We start from the raw sequence: 15,056 nt of genomic DNA on the forward strand, positions 1-15,056 counted from the left end.
GACTTAAATCCTTGATGTCGTCGTACACCTCGTCGGCACCCTGGGCCGCGTTGGACCACAGGAACCCGCCGGCCCCCTGGTGGTCGCCGAAGATTCGCGGACCGTCACCGTGCACGGCCAACGCGTCGCGCTGCGCCCGAAGGAGTACCAGCTCCTGGTGGTGCTGGCCCGGCAGGCCGGGACGGTGCTGGCCCGGGACCAGTTGATAGCCCGGCTGTGGCCGGCCGGCTGGGACGGCGCGGAGCGATCACTGGAGGTGCACATCGCCTCGCTGCGCTCGAAGCTGGCGCTGCCCGGCATGATCGCGACGGTGCGCGGCGTGGGCTACCGGCTGGTGACGCCGGAGTCGTTCATGCGCCTGAGTTCGGAGGCGGTGCGGCAGCTGCGGGAGGAAGCTGCGGGCCGCGAGCGGACGGTAGCAGCGGCGGCCTGAAGCGGTTGCCTGTGAGACAACCGCACTGCCCCGTTTTCGGCCGCACTGTTGCGATTGGGCAACGACTGCGACCTTGGTGATCCATGATTCAACGACCGCCGCGACGCCGGAACACCCGACGTCGCGGCGGTCGTTTTCACCCCTGGTGAGCGGCTGACCACGGGAACGCCGACCGGATGGCGTGTGAACAGGTAAAGATCGCAAAACGGCCCTCCCCGGGTGCCGTGAAAGGCGGTTACGATAGCCGCTCGCAGGGGGATGGCGAACCGTCCAACGCCGCATCGACTCGGGGGATCCGACCCCGACTCTGCGTTCTGCGATGCGGCCTGACGCGTAGGCGGGGAAGACAGCTGTGAGCAAGGACCGAACGACTCCGGGCGCCCCGGCAGCGGGCGCCCGTATCCGGATATACCAGTGTCCTCCGGTGAGGCAGACGATCGCATGCCTCTGATCGTCCTGGCCTCGGACAAGGGTGCCCCCGGCGTCACCACGACCGCGGTGACCCTGGCGGGCGTGTGGCCACGCCGCGCAATCCTGGCCGAGTGCGACCCGTCCGGCGGCGACCTGGTGTACCGGACGCCCGCCGAGAACGGGTCGCCGCTGAACCCGAACATCGGCATGCTGTCGCTGGCCACCACGGCCCGCCACGGCCTGTCCGCACACCAGCTGGAACAGCATCTGCAGCGCATGCAGGGCGGCCTGGAAGTGATCACCGGCCTGGCCACCGGCGACCAGTCGACCGGCCTGACCGGGCTGTGGCCGGCCCTGGGCCGGGCCTTCGCCACCCTGCCGGACGCCGACGTGATCGCCGACTGCGGCCGGGTCGAGGGCGCCAGCCCGGTCCTGGACCTGATGGCGGCGGCCTCCGCGGTAGTACTGGTCGCACGCGCCTCCGCCGAGCAGATCGCCCACGTCCGCGACCGCGCGCTCTCGCTGATGCAACGCGTCGGCCCGGGCACGGGCCTGGGCCTGGGCGTGCCGATCGGCGTGGTGCTGATCGTCGACCCCAAGCAGCGGGCCCGCGTCACGGCCCAGGTCGACGAGCTGCTGCGCAACAGCGGGCTCCCGGTGAGAGTGATCGGCACCCTCGCCACCGACCCCGACGGCGCAGACCTGATCAACGGCCGTGGCCGAGGCCGCCTGGACCGGACACTGCTGATCCGCTCCGCACGCGAAGTCGCGCTGGATCTGTACCGCCGATTCACGATGTCGCAGGGCTCGGGGATGCCTCAGACGGAGCCTGCGCCGCCGCGGCAGTACAGCGCGCAGCCGATGCCCCCGCAGCAGGGCCCGGCACACCCGATGCCTGCGCAGCCCGTGCAGCAGGGGCCGGCACAACAGCCTCCGGCGCCGGGCATGCCCGCCTCATCGCCGGCGCCCGCCGTCGGCTACCCGCCGTCGGCCCCGAACCAGCCGCCGCCTCCCGCGCCGGGCACGCCGAAGCAGCCGATGTTCCGGCGCGATGCCCCGGCGCAACCCGCGTGGCCCGGCGAACCGCCGTCGGCACCGCGCGGGTCAGGCCACGAAGGCTTCGGGCCTGTCACTGTGGACGGCGCCGCGAATCCGAACCCCGGCCCTCCGGCACCGCAACCTCAGTACCCTGAAGAGCGCCGCGGCGGCACTGGCTACGACCGGCTACCGCCGCGCGGCGATATCGACCCCGGCTCGAGCAGCCACCGCGCCGGCCCTCCTCAGGGGAGCTGACGCGACCCGGTTCCGCGAACACCGGTGACCGCGTCCGCGGGGCTGCGCGGCTTCGACGGGAGAACGCGACTTCGGCATGATCGCGTCGTGACAAGGTTTCGCATTATCCTGACAAGGAAGCGGCCTTCGTGCGGATCGGCGTTCGTCACGCCACTCGACACCCGGCCCTATACACAGCCTCGCGAGTCGCCACTGATATCCGGGGCTTCAACGGGGGGACTCATGGGATATATCAGTGCAAGCGACCAACTCACGGTCACGACAGCCACCGACTTGAAAGGCGCCGCCGCGGACCTGCAGGAACACGCCCGCCGACTGCGGCTGCTGATCCAGGCTTACGCAGACGTGCTCGGCCCGGTCGACGACCTTGACCGTCCCGAGACCTGGGCCGGCCAGTTCGCGGACACGTTCGGCCAGACCCGGCGCGGTTGGCACGACGGGCTGACGACCGGTGGCGATGCCGTCCTCACCATGATCTCGATGCTGAACTCCGACGCGTTCGAGCTCCAGACCCGCGCCCAGAAGGCCGGGAGCCACTGATGCGCGGCCCCGGACTCGTCGGCGACGACGGGAAGATCGTCGGAATCGAACCGTTTCAGACCGGCCTGCTCGCCGACAGGCTCGATGCCGCGGCGAAGGAGGCGGGCGGCGTCAGCCGGCAGCTCGCCACGATCTACGACGACATCGAGGCCACATACCGCCGAATCGGGATCCGACTCGGCCCGCCGCCGAGAGTGGACCGGTGGGACGACACGCGCCTCGACGACGACGTCCGCAGCCCACTGGACACCATCGCCTCCCAGGCCCCCGGCACAGCCGCGGACATCCGGCGCCGGGTGCAGATGCTCTACGACTACATGAACGGCAAGAACCCGCTCAACCCGGGTTCGTTCTTCGTCAACGGCCCACTGCCGGATCCACAGAAGGTGACCGACGCGGTCCAGTTCTTCAAGGACCACATCGACGACTCCGGCGGGTTCCTGTGGTCCAACGCGGCCCAGGGTGCCGACGAGGTGTACGACGACATCAAGGATTTAAGTCCGTCCGAACTCGACGCCTTCCTCGCCGCGCTCACCCCGGACCAGCTCAAGGACCTCAACAACCAGCTGGGTGAGGGGTCGTCCTGGTGGGGCGGTGGGGATCCGGACACCGGTGTGCAGAAGAACTACGCCGCACTGCTGTCGACGCTCCCGATCGCCGTCCTCGACAACTACCGCAGTGTCCTGACCAACCTGCATTTCCCCGAGCCGGCCCTGATGAAAGACCAGACCGGCCAATGGCTGCCGGCCAGCGGCACACTGTTCGGCCCGAACGGCATCGACATCAAGCACGATCTGGTACAGGGCCAGGACGGCGACTGCTGGTTCCTGTCCTCTCTGGCGGCCATCACCGAACGCGACCCGCACTTCTTCGAGAACCACATCAAGCAGAACCCCGATGGCACCTACACCGCGCTCTTCTACAACGACGACGGCAAGCCGGTCCAGATCACGGTCGACAACACGCTCCCCCACGACCCGACCGGACGCCTGCTCTACGCCGGGACTCCAGACAACGTGCTCTGGGTAGCCCTCTACGAGAAGGCCTACACCGTCTTCCGCAGCCAGAACGACAGCGGCCACACCTTCGACACGTACGACGACATCAACGGCGGTTGGGGCGGCACCGGCCTGCACGACCTGACCGGGGTCGACAGCACCTCGACGCCGACACAGGGCTCGAGCCTCGCCGCTTTGGCCGCCGATCTCCAGAAGGGCCAGGCAATCGTCACCGGCACACACGCCCCGCCGCCCAACGGCGGCGAGTTCCTGGACCTGAACGGGACCATCGTCGGCTCGCACGCCTACTCGGTCGAGAGCGTGGATCTCAGCGCGAAGCCACCCACGATCACACTGCTCAATCCGTGGGGCGCCCCGTCCGGCATCCAGGAGATCACCCTCACCGAGACACAGTGGAAGCAGTACTTCGGCGAATACGCCACCAATCCCATCAAGCGACCACCGTCAATCTGGGGGTTCTAGGCATGGCGCCACCCACGAAGCCCACTGGCCCGATCCGGCAACGGCTCGGGCGCACCGGGCAGTACGTCCAGCCCGAGCTGACACTCGGTCTCACGTCGATCCACGCCGACACCGAGCCTCCCCAAGCCGGCTTCGTCTGGCATCGCCGCACCGATGGCGGGCGCGGCACCGTCCGGCTCGCCATCGGCCAGTCGACAGTGGTCGCCGGACAACGCATCACCTTGATCGAGGTGGACGGCGCCGGCAACGGCTCGGTCATCGTCGAGATCGGCCCGGAAGCATGAGCCGGAGCATCTCGGCCCTGGGAGCCGCACTACTGACCGCGGCCGTCGCGGCCGGGTGCGGCTCGTCGGGTTCGGAACCCTCGACACAGACGCCGGGGACGTCGTCCACGACCTCAGCCGCACCGTCTCAGCCCACCACCGGGCAGACCTGCCTCACGCCGGGCGACGACTCCGGCATCACCGGCCTCCCGGCCTGCGAAACGCAGGCCCCGCAGTATCCGCCGAGCCCCACGGCATCGCCGACCGGCTTTCAGCGCCTCACCTACGCCCACGAACCGGGACCAGTACCCCAGGCACCGACCGTGACCCTGACGCGCTCAGACGGCACCAAGGTGGAGCTGACCCTGGAATGGGCCGGCGCCACGTCCGGCGTGCAGGCACGCATCAGCATCGCGGCTCAGGAGAAACAACCGGTGGTGCACACGGTGGCGGAGGGGGACAACGTCGTCGAGGCCGGATACACCTTCCACATCATCAAGATCTGGGTGATGCCCACTCCTGCGACCGACGCCGTCGACCTCACCGCGACGCCGGTCGGCTGAGAAGAGCCCGGAGCTGGGATGCCCCGGGCTCTTCGGCATCACACCGTGTCACGCGTCAGTGGTTGACGGTCTCGACTTCGTTGACCGTGACAGGCGTCGCAGGCGTGTCGAGGGTCAGCGGCGCGAAGGTGTAGCCGGTCTGGGGCGGGCTGTCGGGGTTGTCCGTGTCGGTCCACGTCACATTCCAGGTGACGGTAGCCGTCAGCGGATAGGTGGTGCCGTTGGTAGGCCGGCGGTAGACGATGCCGGCATTGGGCCCGGTGGATCCGTCGGAGCAGTGGGTGCTGTTGGGATCGACCTGGTAGTTGCCACCGGCAGGCGCGAGCGTGTAAGTGCACGACGAGGGGGATGCGTTGGGTGTTCCCGCGTTGACCGTGATGGACACCGGAGTGGCGATAGTGGTGGCGGCCAGGGCGTAGCCGTCGACATTCAGTCGGGCGGTGACCCAGGTACGGGGGAACGGGTTGGTGAACGAGACCAGGGTGGGAAGGTTCACGATCTGGTTGTTCGCTCCGGGGCGGAGTGTCAGTGTCGGCGCGGTGAGATTGATCTCGTTCCTGGCGGCCCCGGCCATCTTCCAAGTCTCGACGTGTTCCTGCGGCGGAGGCGCGGCAGCCGGAACCCATTCGAGGATGGGACCCACTATGTCGCAATGGGCCTGCGCGTCAGGCAAGGACATGGCCGGGTTGAATACGAACTCCCACCAGGCGCCCTTTTGTCCTGCATGGAAGTCGCCGTCAGTGCCTGTGTCACCACCGGTCAGCCCGACGATCACGAGGTTGACCAACGGAATCAGGAACGCGATCTTGAGGAATTCGGGGCTGATCTTCGAGGGCTCGTACCAGCAACCCGGAATTTGTCCGTCAGTCGACGTGCCGCCCGTCGTCGTCACCGCAGTGCCGCCGGGTCCCGTGAAGTACACACCGGATATGCAGGTCGCATCCCCGTTGGCTGACTGACAGCCCTGGGAGCTGCCTGTGCCGCCGCTGCCGCGAGCCTGCGCGGGACTGGCACCGGACAACGCGGTTCCCGCGAGGGCCAGGCCTGCGAGAAGCGACACCAAGCGCCGGGAAATGCCCGGACGCCGGGGCCCGGTCACGGGGCCGAGCACAGCGACGGGGCCTGTTCTTTACTGTAGGACTCCGCTTGCCACACCCCGGTGGAGTCCTTGACCGCAGTGATGACGATCGCCACGATGCCGTCGGAGCTGTTCGGCACCTTCTGTCCGGTCTTCAGGTACTTGTCGTACCCCTGCCGTCCGTCTTCGCAATCGACGACCCGCGCGTAGTTACCGGTGAGCGCTGTGACCTTGCGGTTGTAGAACCGGGCTACACCCGCGGGTACCTTGCCGTCCGCGTGGTACTGGACGGTCTGTGTCTGGAGTGCCCCGTATATCGCAGGGCTGAGATAGGTGGAGATGCCGGGGGTCTTGAAGTCGCCGGTGACACTCCACACGTCAAAAGCCCTGAGCACCTGCACATTGTCGGCCAGGATCTTGTCCTTCACGGCATCGCCGGTACTCGGCGTCGCATCAAAGGCGTCCTTCATATCCGCAGGCGGCGTGAACCCCGGGAACGCCGCGTAATCTCCCGTGCCGCTCGCGGAAACCGGCGCGGAAGGCGCCGACGAACTAGGCGCACTACTCGACGTGGCAGCCGAACTCGCCGACGTCGCGGTGGACGCACCCGACGACGACGACGCCGGAGCCGTCCCCAAAGCGGCCGGCTTCTGGCCGCTCCCCCCGCACCCCGCTACCACCGTGACCAAGGCCGACAGTGCCACCGCCCACACGCAGGGGCTAATGGTCCTCGTGTCCAAACGCACTCGCGAGTCCCCCATGTCAATCTCCGAAACCGGCACCGACCGCAAAACTATAGCCCCTGATCAGGAACAACGTCATTGAGTCCACAGAATATTGACTCAACCGTGACAGGGTCGGACACAGCCGCGCAGCGCGCGGCGCGCCGACGCTGCTCACCCACCGGCCATGGCGGGTGCCTGCCAGGTCGGAAGCAGCTCCTCGACCAACGCTTCGGTCTTGGGATGCAGGCCGCGGTCTCCGGGCATCTCCAGGGTCTGCTGCCACAGGGCGTTCACGACCGCTTCGAGCCGCGCGGTGTCGCCGGTGGCGTGCGTCGCCCGCAGCAATGCGCGCCACAGTTCCTCATCCGCCGGGGATGCCAGCATTCCCGAGCGCACCGCCTTCACGGCGCCCTCGGCGTTGCCGGCCGCCAGCCGGAGTCCGCACAGTTCCACGGCGGTGTCGGCGATGACGGCCGGGACCTCGGCCTCGACCGACTCGTAGGCGAGCCAGCCGTATCGCCCCGGGTCCCGTCCGGCCAACAGTGGGCCGCGGACCAGTCCGAGGGTTTGGTCCAGGACCCGGTCGCGGTCGGCCGGGTCGCTGAATCGGGGGTCGTGGTTGGCCACGGCGCGCAGGTCGGCGAACATCTCCCAGTCCGAGCGGACGTACAGGCCGGTTGTGACCCGGCCGTCCGGCAGCCTCAGGAGGTTCGGGGAGCCGTCGGGGGCCTTGCCGAGCCAGGCGCCGAGCCGGGTCAGCACCGCGTCCGCCACCTCGGTCGAGACGCCGCGGGGCCACAGCGCCGAAGCCAGGACCGTCGGGTTGGCTCCGCCGCGGTGCAGCATCAGGAACGTGAGCGCCTCGCTGACCAGCTGGCGGCGCTCGGGTTCCAGGTCGCCGACACCGGTCACCTCCAGATCGCCGAGAAGGCCCACCGAGACGGTCGGCGTGACGCTGAAACGGGTTTGGATCGCGGCGGCTTCAGGCGCCGTCTGTCCCAGCGGGACGCCGCTCCAGTCCGTGGTCGCGGTGAACAGCTCCAGGACGGCTGTGTACTGCTCGTCCGGGAGGCTGTGAGCCTGCACGTCGAGGTCTAACAGCGGTGCCGTGAGGCGGCCGGCCGCGTCGACCGTGAGGTGCCACACCGCGGCTGGGACGTCGCCGGCGATCAAGCAGCCGATGCCGATGCGGTTCCCGCTGTGCGCCAAGTCGGCCAGCGCCGCCGAGTCCCCGGGGTCCGGCGGCTCGGCGCTGATGATGAAGTGCGGTGGCACGGCGTCGGACGGGGCGCCCAGGCGGCCGGAAAGGACCGATTCGCGGCCCGTGTGCTCCAAGGCACGTCGTCGCTCCTCGACTTCCATACGGATGAGCGGCAGGACCTGCCCCAGGTTCGCGACCTGATGGATGCGGCCGGGCGCCAGCGGCGTCAGATCGCCGGGAAAACCGACGAGCGTCACGGTCATCCGGTCGGACCAGGCGTTGGTCGCCAACTCCACGGCGAGCGCGGCCAGAACGGCACGGCGCTTGGTCTGGTCACCGTCGACGCAGATGACTCCCGCGGCGGCCTCCAGGTCCAGGAAGCGGCGCGACTGAGCACCGTCGACGCCGATCGAGACCAGGCCGGGATAGGGCGCCGAAGCGTGGGAGACAGTAGCGTCCGGCATGGTCCCCACCGAGGCGCGCGCGATGAACCAACCGCGCCCGTCGGCTCGCGCCGTCCACGGAGCCGGCGCACGCGGCGACGGTTCGGTGAGAAGGAGTTCGAGCCCTTCACCGTTCGACCGGGCGGCGAAGACGGCGGGCAGCGGAATCTGCGCGGCCGACGCCGCCGCGGCCAGCTCCCGCAAAGCCCGGTCGAGGAAGCGCACCTCACCGGCCTCGGCGCTGAGCCGGAGCGCTTCCTCGACACCGGCGCCCTGGGTATCAGCGACGGGGAGGCGGCGGCCGAAAGCCCGGTTCCACAGTTGCCGTCGGCGGTTGCGGCCGAGCGCCGCGAGCAGCCCGGCAGCCAGCAGGGGGGAGGCGAGGATCTCGTAGGGCAGGCGGAACGGCGTCTGGTTCGACGCCGGGGGCTGGCTCTGAGCGGCGCGCCCGGCGTCAAGATGCGGCTGGACCAAGGAGATCGGAGTCAGCGGCTGAGTCGCCGAGCTGTCGAGTACCTGCTGCCCGGCACCGTCGGCCACACCGGTCCCCGCGGTCGTCGCGATCGCCGACAGGCTCTGAGCCACCTGGGTGAGCGTGGATTCGGTCCTGGCGTTCGGCGCTGTGGCAGGAGCGGTGGCGGGCGGCGTGGCCGGCGCGGTCGAAGCCGACGGTTCTTCGACCAGATCGCCGCCGTGCGCGTCGGCGGGCATCTCCAGGATCCACCCCGGCCTGATCAGCGATGCCTTAGTGAGCTTCGAACCGTCCGGCTGGACCTTGTCCTTATTGAGCTCGTAGATCTCCTGGTACCGCCGGCCGTCTCCGAGATGGCGCTGCGCGATCTCCCACAACGAATCATGGTGCCGGCCCTGGGGCGGGACGACCCGGTAGAACTTGGTGGCACCGCTCACCCGGGCGCCCACGCCGGGCGTGGGCTGGGTGGGGATCGGGGCTTCCGGATGGCTTGCGGAATCGGCGGTTCGTGCCACGTCGCCGATCGTCGCGTCGACGTGCACACCGGCGGACACCGAGATGGTCGGGCGCGGCGGGTCGGACGAGTGCTGCCCGAATGTGGACAGCCCGGGAGCGAAGGAGGCGGTCGAGGCGGTGATGAGCAGGACGGCGGCGACCAGCCGGCGCGCCAGAACCTGGCTGCCGCCGGACAGCGGGACGTGCCCCGGCATACCGATGCCGCGGATCGTCGCGACGACCTCGACCACCACGCAGGCCGTGAACTGTGCCCACGCGATCCAGACCAGGACCGCCAGGATGTTCGTGAACGTCGAAGCGTTGATGGTCGAGTTGAAGAACCGCGCGTCGGGCATCTTGTGCGGCAGCGGCCAGCCGATGAGGGCCGCCAGCGCCAGCGGTACCCCGACGACCAACGCCGCCAGCAAGATGAGCGCGGCCAGGCCGCCGATGACGTCGCCGAAGGAACGCCGGCGCCCCACGGACACCGGCTGCTGCCGCACGGCGGTTCTCGGCGGGCCCTGGGGGGCCAGCAACTGCCGTTGCACACCGGGGTCCGGCGGCGGATTCGGCTCTCCGATGCGTGCCATCAGGTACGACTCCCTCGCATGAACAAAACGCTGACTCCGCTCAGCCGACGATCGGATGCGCGGTGCCGTCGCCGGTGACCGTAACCGGCCCCGACATGACCATTCCCACGAACAAGGGGCGGTATTTGAGCCGCACGGTGACGGTCACGGTGACATTCGCTGGATTACCGTTCCCGGCCCCGCTGGTCACGACGCAGTCGGACACGACAGTAGTGTCCGGGTCCGCGCCCGAGGCGGCGAGGTAATTTCTGGCGTCCGCAAGGCAATGGACGCCGTCGGCATCGGTGTTGACCACGTAACTCGGCGGCGTCTGGCGCAGACTCGCCAGATTGAGATCGTCGGCCACCCGCCGGGCGGCCTGATCCGCGAGGTCCGCGGCACGGTCCCGCTGCGAGATGAGGAAGCCGGTGTCCACGACGAACGCGGTCAGCAGCATGACGACCGGCGTCCACAGGACCACGGCGACGGTGAGCGAACCGCGATCATTGCGGAGCTGCGCGAGCAGCCGCCTGCCCGATCGGGCACCTTGTGCCCGGCGGCGGGCGGTTACCCGCCGGATGCCGACTTTCATCCCACCACCGCCGTGTTGGACTGGAAGGTGTTCACCGGCGCGATGAACGTCGCGGTGAGTTCCTTGGAGGCCCCGAAGAGCGACAGCAGGGACAGGTCCGCCGAGCACTTGATGGTCACCTTGTAGTACGCGATGCCGTTGAGCCCCGGGCCCGGCGGGGTTCCCTGCGGGACGTAGCTGGTGATCAGGTCCGCGTCGAGGAGCTGCTTGCCGGAACACCGCGTACCCAGGTCGGCCCTGGCGGCCGCCAGGGCCTGCTGCCGCGCTTGCGTGTGGTCCAGCGCCGGATCGGGGTTCGCCGCCGAGGTGTCACCCTGCAGCGATCCGGCCCGCGCCGCGTCCCGGGCCGCCTCGTTGACCACGCCGTGCGTGTCCACCATGATGCCCAGGCCGACGATGATCACGAGCATCACGACCAGGCCCGGCGCCATGAACGCCAGTTCGACAGTGGAGAAGCCGGAGTCCGGCCGGCGCCGCGGTGTCCCCGGCTTCACGGGTGTCTCACGAACTGCTCGACTGGTCCGGTGGCTGTGACGTGCACCCGCTTCGGCATCCAGGGCAGAAACTGGGGAACCCCGGCGTCGAAGGACACCGTCACCGAAGCCGGGCAGGCGGCCTGGACGGTGTTGTCCGGGGTGGCCGTGGTCGTTATGTCGGCCGTGGTGAAGGTCAGGAGCTTGCCGCTGATGCCGGTCGCCCGCGCGGCGACCGCCGCCTGGGCGTCGCCCTGCCAGGGCGCGTTCGCGGAGAAGCAGCCCATGGTGGCCGCCTCCGCGCGGGCTACGCGATCACCCGCCCGCGCCGCCGACTGCGCCGCCTGCTTGGCGAACAAGTAGACGGCGAACTGCACCGTGGCCATCAGCACGATGAAGACCATCGGTGTGAGAAAGGCGAATTCGACCGCGGTCATCCCACGGTCGTCACCCGCCGACCGCCGGCGGCGCGGCTTCGCGTCGTCGGTGGCGGGCAGCCGCCTCAGCCGCAATTTGCGCTGCTTCCACCATTGCCGGCAGCCCCGGCGATGGTGTTGGTGGTGTCGGTGTTGGCGATCTGCTTGCACGCGCTCGAAGCCTTGGCCTTCACCGCGTTGGCGATCAGCACGCCGACGCCGGTGACGATCGCGACGACGATCGCCGTGATGACGACCCACTCGACGGCCGAAGCGCCCCGGTCCCCGGCCTTGCGCGGCGTGGAGCCGGCGGACCCGCCGGGCGCCGGGACGTACATCGCTTCGGTATCGGCCCGGGCCTCGGCGGCCTGCACGACCGCGGCCCAGGGCTGGATCGGCCAAGCCGTCGCCGGGTCTATCTCCACGTATTCAACCTCAAGTCCCCGTACGTTCATCGTCTCTCCTAAATAGAGCCCAGTACCCGGGCGATCGCCGGGTACATCAGGAACACCATGAATCCCGCGGCGATCAACATCTGAGCGACCAGCATCGACTGCGACTTCGCGCCGGCCTGCCCCTCGATCTCCGACAGCTCGCGGTGACGCATGGTCTCGGCCCGGGCCGAGAGCGAGTCCCGGACCTTCGCGCCGTCCTCGGCGACCAGTGCGAGCGCCGCGCCCAAGTCCTTCAGCTCGTCGATGTTCAGCTCGTCCCCGAGCCTGGACAACGCCGTCCACTGTGAGGTGCCCATGACTCGGGCGTCGGTCAGCGTATTGCGGATCCGGCGCAGAGCCCAGCCGTCTGACACCTCGGCCGCCGTCATCAGTGCCTCCGGAAGACCCCGGCCGCCGGTCAGGTTCAGCGCCACGAGATCCAGGTAGGACCCGAGAACCCGCCGGAAGTCCCGGCGGTTCTTCTCGGCTTGTCCCTTGACCTCCACATCCGGCAGGAAGAAACACAGCACGGAGAGCAACAGTGCCAGCCACACCGGCAAGGTCACCGTCAGATGGATGCCGAGCGCCCACAGGCCGGCGAAGATGAACGGTCCGAACACCGCACCGAACGCCGCCAGCAGCACCTTCGTCGCCAGGAAGTCCTCCACGGCCCGGTCTGTCATCGCCAGATCGGCTCGCAGCGACCTGATCTGCCAGCCCTGTCGCCGGTAGAAATCGTCAAGCTGCAGGCCGAGGTCGTACTTCAGTTTCTCCAGGCCACGGCGCGGGGCCCGCTCGGCAGCGGGCGCGAACGCGGCCTGCCGCTGGCGCAGCGCGTCGATGCGGGCGACCGCCGATACCGGATCCGGTTTGGTCGGTACCAGCGCCCGGATGAGAAGGAACAGTCCGAGGCCCACCAACGCTCCGGCGAGCACCTGATACGTCATCGCGGATCACCGCCCCGCTGCCCGGGAACCTGGGTCGGCCTGGCCCGGTACAGGAACCGCGACGGCGTCTCGACGTCGGAAAGCTTGCGCAGCCAGAAGAATCCCGCTGCGAACAGGGCGATCACGCCCACTAGGACCAGCTGTCCGGTGAAGGTCCCGTAGGGCTGGACGAAGGATTTGTTGAAGACCGCCAGCCCCAGCACCATGACCAGGGTCACGGCGACGACGATCTGTACGGACCGCCGCGTCGAGGACCGTTGCGCCATCACGCGCTGGCGCATGTCGACCTCCTCGCGAGAGGCCTTCGCGAGTGCGCCCAGCACGTCGCGCAGGCCCGGCCCGCGCAGTCGGGCGTTCAGCATCAGCGCCGCGATCACCAGGTCGGCCGAGGCATCGTCCATGTCGTCGGCGAGCAGTTCCAGAGCCTGAGTCAGCGGCATACGCGCGCGAAGCCGGTCGACCAGGATCTCCAGGTTCTCCCTGATCGCCGACGAAGCAGCCCGGGCCGTCGCCGGGATCGCCTGCTCCAGACCGACCGCGCCGGCGATCGTGTCCCGCAGCGACTCGGTCCACGAGGCCAGCGCCTCGACCCGGGCCAGCGCGGCCCGTTCGGCGCCGAGCCCGCCGAAGAGCTTGTTCCAGAAGAAGACCAGCAGCCCCGACGCGATCGCCGCGACCGGCCACCGGGTCACGGCCAGGATCAGCACCCCGGCGACCACGGCGATCGCGCCGCGTGTGGTGAGGACCTTGACCGCCGCGGAGAACTGCTCGCCGCGGGACCGGTCGTCGGGCTCGCGGGGCGGCAGGCCGTAGATCGCCGCGATCAGCAGGGCCAGTCCAGCACCGACGACGACGCCGGCGCCCAGGGATTCGAGGGTGGAGAGCTGGAAGATCCCGGCACTGGACACAGGTGTGTCACCTCCTGCCCATCGCGTCGAGGTATCCATACGGGACCAGATCGTCCAGGCAGGCGATCGGTGCGTGGGGGACGGCACGGCCGTCCGGTCCGGCGGCGAAGATCTCGCTGGACAGCACGCGCCCGTCGACACCGTTCACCTCGCGGACCGACTTGACCATGCGCTGCAACGTGCCGCCGGTGTGGAACGCGTTGCGGCGCTCAATGAAGACGACGAAGTTCACGGCTCCGGCGATCATCATCTGTGTGGCCTCGATCGGCAGGCGCTCCTGGGACTGCAGCGCATACGTCGATATCCGGTTGAACACCTCCAGGGAGGAGTTCGCGTGGATGGTCGACAGAGAACCGTCGTTGCCCTGGGTCATCGCGTTCAGCATGGTGACGATCTCGTCGCCCAGCACCTCGCCGACGATGACCCGGCTGGGATTCATGCGCAGCGATCGGCGGACCAGCTCGGCCATCGTCACCTCTCCGAGACCCTCGGAGTTGGGCAGCCGCTCCTCGAACGCGACAACGTTCGGGTGCAGATCGGGGAGCTGGTCCAGACCGAGCTCCAGGGCACGCTCGACGGTGATCAGGCGTTCGTGCGGTCGGATCTCGTTGGCCAGGGCCCGCAGCAGCGTCGTCTTCCCGGCGTTGGTGGAACCCGCGATCATGATGTTCTTGCGGGCCGCCACCGCAGCGGCCAGGAAGGCACCGAGCTCCGGCAGGATCGTGCCGTTGCCGACGAGATCCGAAAGGAACACCTTCCCCAGGCGGGCGCGACGGATCGACAGCGCGGGCCGGCGAGTCACGTCCATGACCGCGGAGAGCCGGGATCCGTCCGGGAGCCGGAGGTCGAGCTGCGGATTCGCCGAGTCGAAGGGACGCGAGGACAGACCCGAGTAGGCACCGAGAACCTGGATCAGTTCCACGAGTTCCTCATCGGTGTCGGCCACCGGCTCGTGCAGCACCTCGCGGCCGTCGGCGTATCCGACGAACACCCGGTCACAGCCGTTGATGTCGATGTTCTCGACCTCGGGGTCGTCCAACAGGGGCTGAAGACGGCCGACACCGTAGAGGGCGGCGTGGATCGCGGAGGCGAGTGCTTCTTCCTCAAGAGCGTCCGGCGGTGTCCGGCCGTACGTGATCTCCGTCCGGGCGTGGTCCTCCAGCGCCTGCGCGATCAGGGCGCGAGCGAACTGGCGCTCGTCCTCCCCGGTCATCGGGGCGAGGCCGGACGCCTGATCGGCGCGGCGCTGCTCGGCCAGCCGGTCGCCGACGTCCTGGCGCAGGCGCTTGACGAGTCCGTGGTCGACGTCGGCCATCATC

The 15,056-nt window shown here is 69.0% G+C and carries 17 protein-coding genes; 7 read left to right on the forward strand and 10 right to left on the reverse strand.

Features of this window, described 5'->3' with window-relative positions; all coding sequences use genetic code 11:
• Nucleotides 1-109: 109 nt before the first annotated feature.
• The 6 genes from IZR01_RS30955 to IZR01_RS30980 all read left to right on the forward strand — a co-directional run bounded on the left by IZR01_RS30955 (nt 110) and on the right by IZR01_RS30980 (nt 4,984).
• Complete coding sequence (locus IZR01_RS30955; RefSeq protein ID WP_323747152.1) at nt 110-433, forward strand: winged helix-turn-helix domain-containing protein; 324 nt, start codon at nt 110-112, stop codon at nt 431-433.
• A gap of 441 nt (nt 434-874) precedes the next feature.
• Nucleotides 875-2,137 (forward strand): hypothetical protein, encoded by a 1,263-nt coding sequence (locus IZR01_RS30960; protein ID WP_194925933.1) that lies wholly within the window; start codon nt 875-877, stop codon nt 2,135-2,137.
• A gap of 222 nt (nt 2,138-2,359) precedes the next feature.
• Nucleotides 2,360-2,677, forward strand: a complete 318-nt coding sequence (locus IZR01_RS30965) for a hypothetical protein (protein ID WP_194925934.1) — start codon at nt 2,360-2,362, stop codon at nt 2,675-2,677.
• Complete coding sequence (locus tag IZR01_RS30970) at nt 2,677-4,158, forward strand: C2 family cysteine protease (RefSeq protein ID WP_194925935.1); 1,482 nt, start codon at nt 2,677-2,679, stop codon at nt 4,156-4,158. The genes IZR01_RS30965 and IZR01_RS30970 overlap by 1 nt, the downstream gene beginning before the upstream one ends.
• Before the next feature lie 2 nt (nt 4,159-4,160).
• The gene (locus IZR01_RS30975) at nt 4,161-4,442 is read left to right on the forward strand and encodes a hypothetical protein (protein ID WP_194891685.1); all 282 of its coding nucleotides are present in this window, start codon (nt 4,161-4,163) and stop codon (nt 4,440-4,442) included.
• Nucleotides 4,439-4,984 (forward strand): hypothetical protein, encoded by a 546-nt coding sequence (locus IZR01_RS30980; RefSeq protein ID WP_194925936.1) that lies wholly within the window; start codon nt 4,439-4,441, stop codon nt 4,982-4,984. The genes IZR01_RS30975 and IZR01_RS30980 overlap by 4 nt, the downstream gene beginning before the upstream one ends.
• Nucleotides 4,985-5,039: 55 nt before the next feature.
• On the opposite strand, the gene IZR01_RS30985 is transcribed toward IZR01_RS30980, so the two are convergent.
• Together IZR01_RS30985 and IZR01_RS30990 are read right to left on the reverse strand one after the other, a co-directional pair.
• Complete coding sequence (locus tag IZR01_RS30985) at nt 5,040-6,083, reverse strand: hypothetical protein (RefSeq protein WP_194891687.1); 1,044 nt, start codon at nt 6,081-6,083, stop codon at nt 5,040-5,042.
• Complete coding sequence (locus tag IZR01_RS30990) at nt 6,080-6,532, reverse strand: hypothetical protein (RefSeq protein WP_194891688.1); 453 nt, start codon at nt 6,530-6,532, stop codon at nt 6,080-6,082. The genes IZR01_RS30985 and IZR01_RS30990 overlap by 4 nt, the downstream gene beginning before the upstream one ends.
• A 43-nt stretch (nt 6,533-6,575) precedes the next feature.
• On the opposite strand from IZR01_RS30990, the gene IZR01_RS30995 reads away from it, so the two are divergent.
• Nucleotides 6,576-6,887 carry a hypothetical protein gene (locus IZR01_RS30995; protein WP_194925937.1) on the forward strand — a complete coding sequence of 104 codons (312 nt, stop codon included), beginning with the start codon at nt 6,576-6,578 and terminating at the stop codon, nt 6,885-6,887.
• 71 nt (nt 6,888-6,958) lie between these two features.
• On the opposite strand, the gene IZR01_RS31000 is transcribed toward IZR01_RS30995, so the two are convergent.
• The 8 genes from IZR01_RS31000 to IZR01_RS31035 all read right to left on the reverse strand — a co-directional run bounded on the left by IZR01_RS31000 (nt 6,959) and on the right by IZR01_RS31035 (nt 15,052).
• Complete coding sequence (locus IZR01_RS31000) at nt 6,959-9,988, reverse strand: AfsR/SARP family transcriptional regulator (RefSeq protein ID WP_194925938.1); 3,030 nt, start codon at nt 9,986-9,988, stop codon at nt 6,959-6,961.
• Between the two features lie 40 nt (nt 9,989-10,028).
• Complete coding sequence (locus tag IZR01_RS31005; protein WP_194891691.1) at nt 10,029-10,559, reverse strand: pilus assembly protein TadG-related protein; 531 nt, start codon at nt 10,557-10,559, stop codon at nt 10,029-10,031.
• Nucleotides 10,556-11,053 carry a TadE family protein gene (locus IZR01_RS31010; protein ID WP_194891692.1) on the reverse strand — a complete coding sequence of 166 codons (498 nt, stop codon included), beginning with the start codon at nt 11,051-11,053 and terminating at the stop codon, nt 10,556-10,558. Before IZR01_RS31010 ends, IZR01_RS31005 begins: the two co-directional genes overlap by 4 nt.
• Entirely contained in the window at nt 11,050-11,469 is a 420-nt protein-coding gene (locus IZR01_RS31015; RefSeq protein WP_194891693.1) for a TadE family protein, read from the reverse strand. The genes IZR01_RS31010 and IZR01_RS31015 overlap by 4 nt, the downstream gene beginning before the upstream one ends.
• A gap of 65 nt (nt 11,470-11,534) precedes the next feature.
• Nucleotides 11,535-11,903: a hypothetical protein gene (locus IZR01_RS31020; protein WP_194891708.1), complete on the reverse strand. Its 369-nt coding sequence runs from the start codon at nt 11,901-11,903 to the stop codon at nt 11,535-11,537.
• A gap of 8 nt (nt 11,904-11,911) precedes the next feature.
• Nucleotides 11,912-12,829: a type II secretion system F family protein gene (locus IZR01_RS31025; RefSeq protein WP_194891694.1), complete on the reverse strand. Its 918-nt coding sequence runs from the start codon at nt 12,827-12,829 to the stop codon at nt 11,912-11,914.
• Nucleotides 12,826-13,776 carry a type II secretion system F family protein gene (locus tag IZR01_RS31030; protein WP_194891695.1) on the reverse strand — a complete coding sequence of 317 codons (951 nt, stop codon included), beginning with the start codon at nt 13,774-13,776 and terminating at the stop codon, nt 12,826-12,828. The genes IZR01_RS31025 and IZR01_RS31030 overlap by 4 nt, the downstream gene beginning before the upstream one ends.
• Nucleotides 13,745-15,052, reverse strand: a complete 1,308-nt coding sequence (locus tag IZR01_RS31035; protein WP_194891707.1) for a TadA family conjugal transfer-associated ATPase — start codon at nt 15,050-15,052, stop codon at nt 13,745-13,747. Before IZR01_RS31035 ends, IZR01_RS31030 begins: the two co-directional genes overlap by 32 nt.
• Nucleotides 15,053-15,056 lie beyond the last annotated feature (4 nt).

The sequence above is a fragment of the Catenulispora pinisilvae genome (assembly GCF_015356865.1).
In the GTDB taxonomy this organism is placed as follows: Bacteria; Actinomycetota; Actinomycetes; order Streptomycetales; family Catenulisporaceae; genus Catenulispora; species Catenulispora pinisilvae.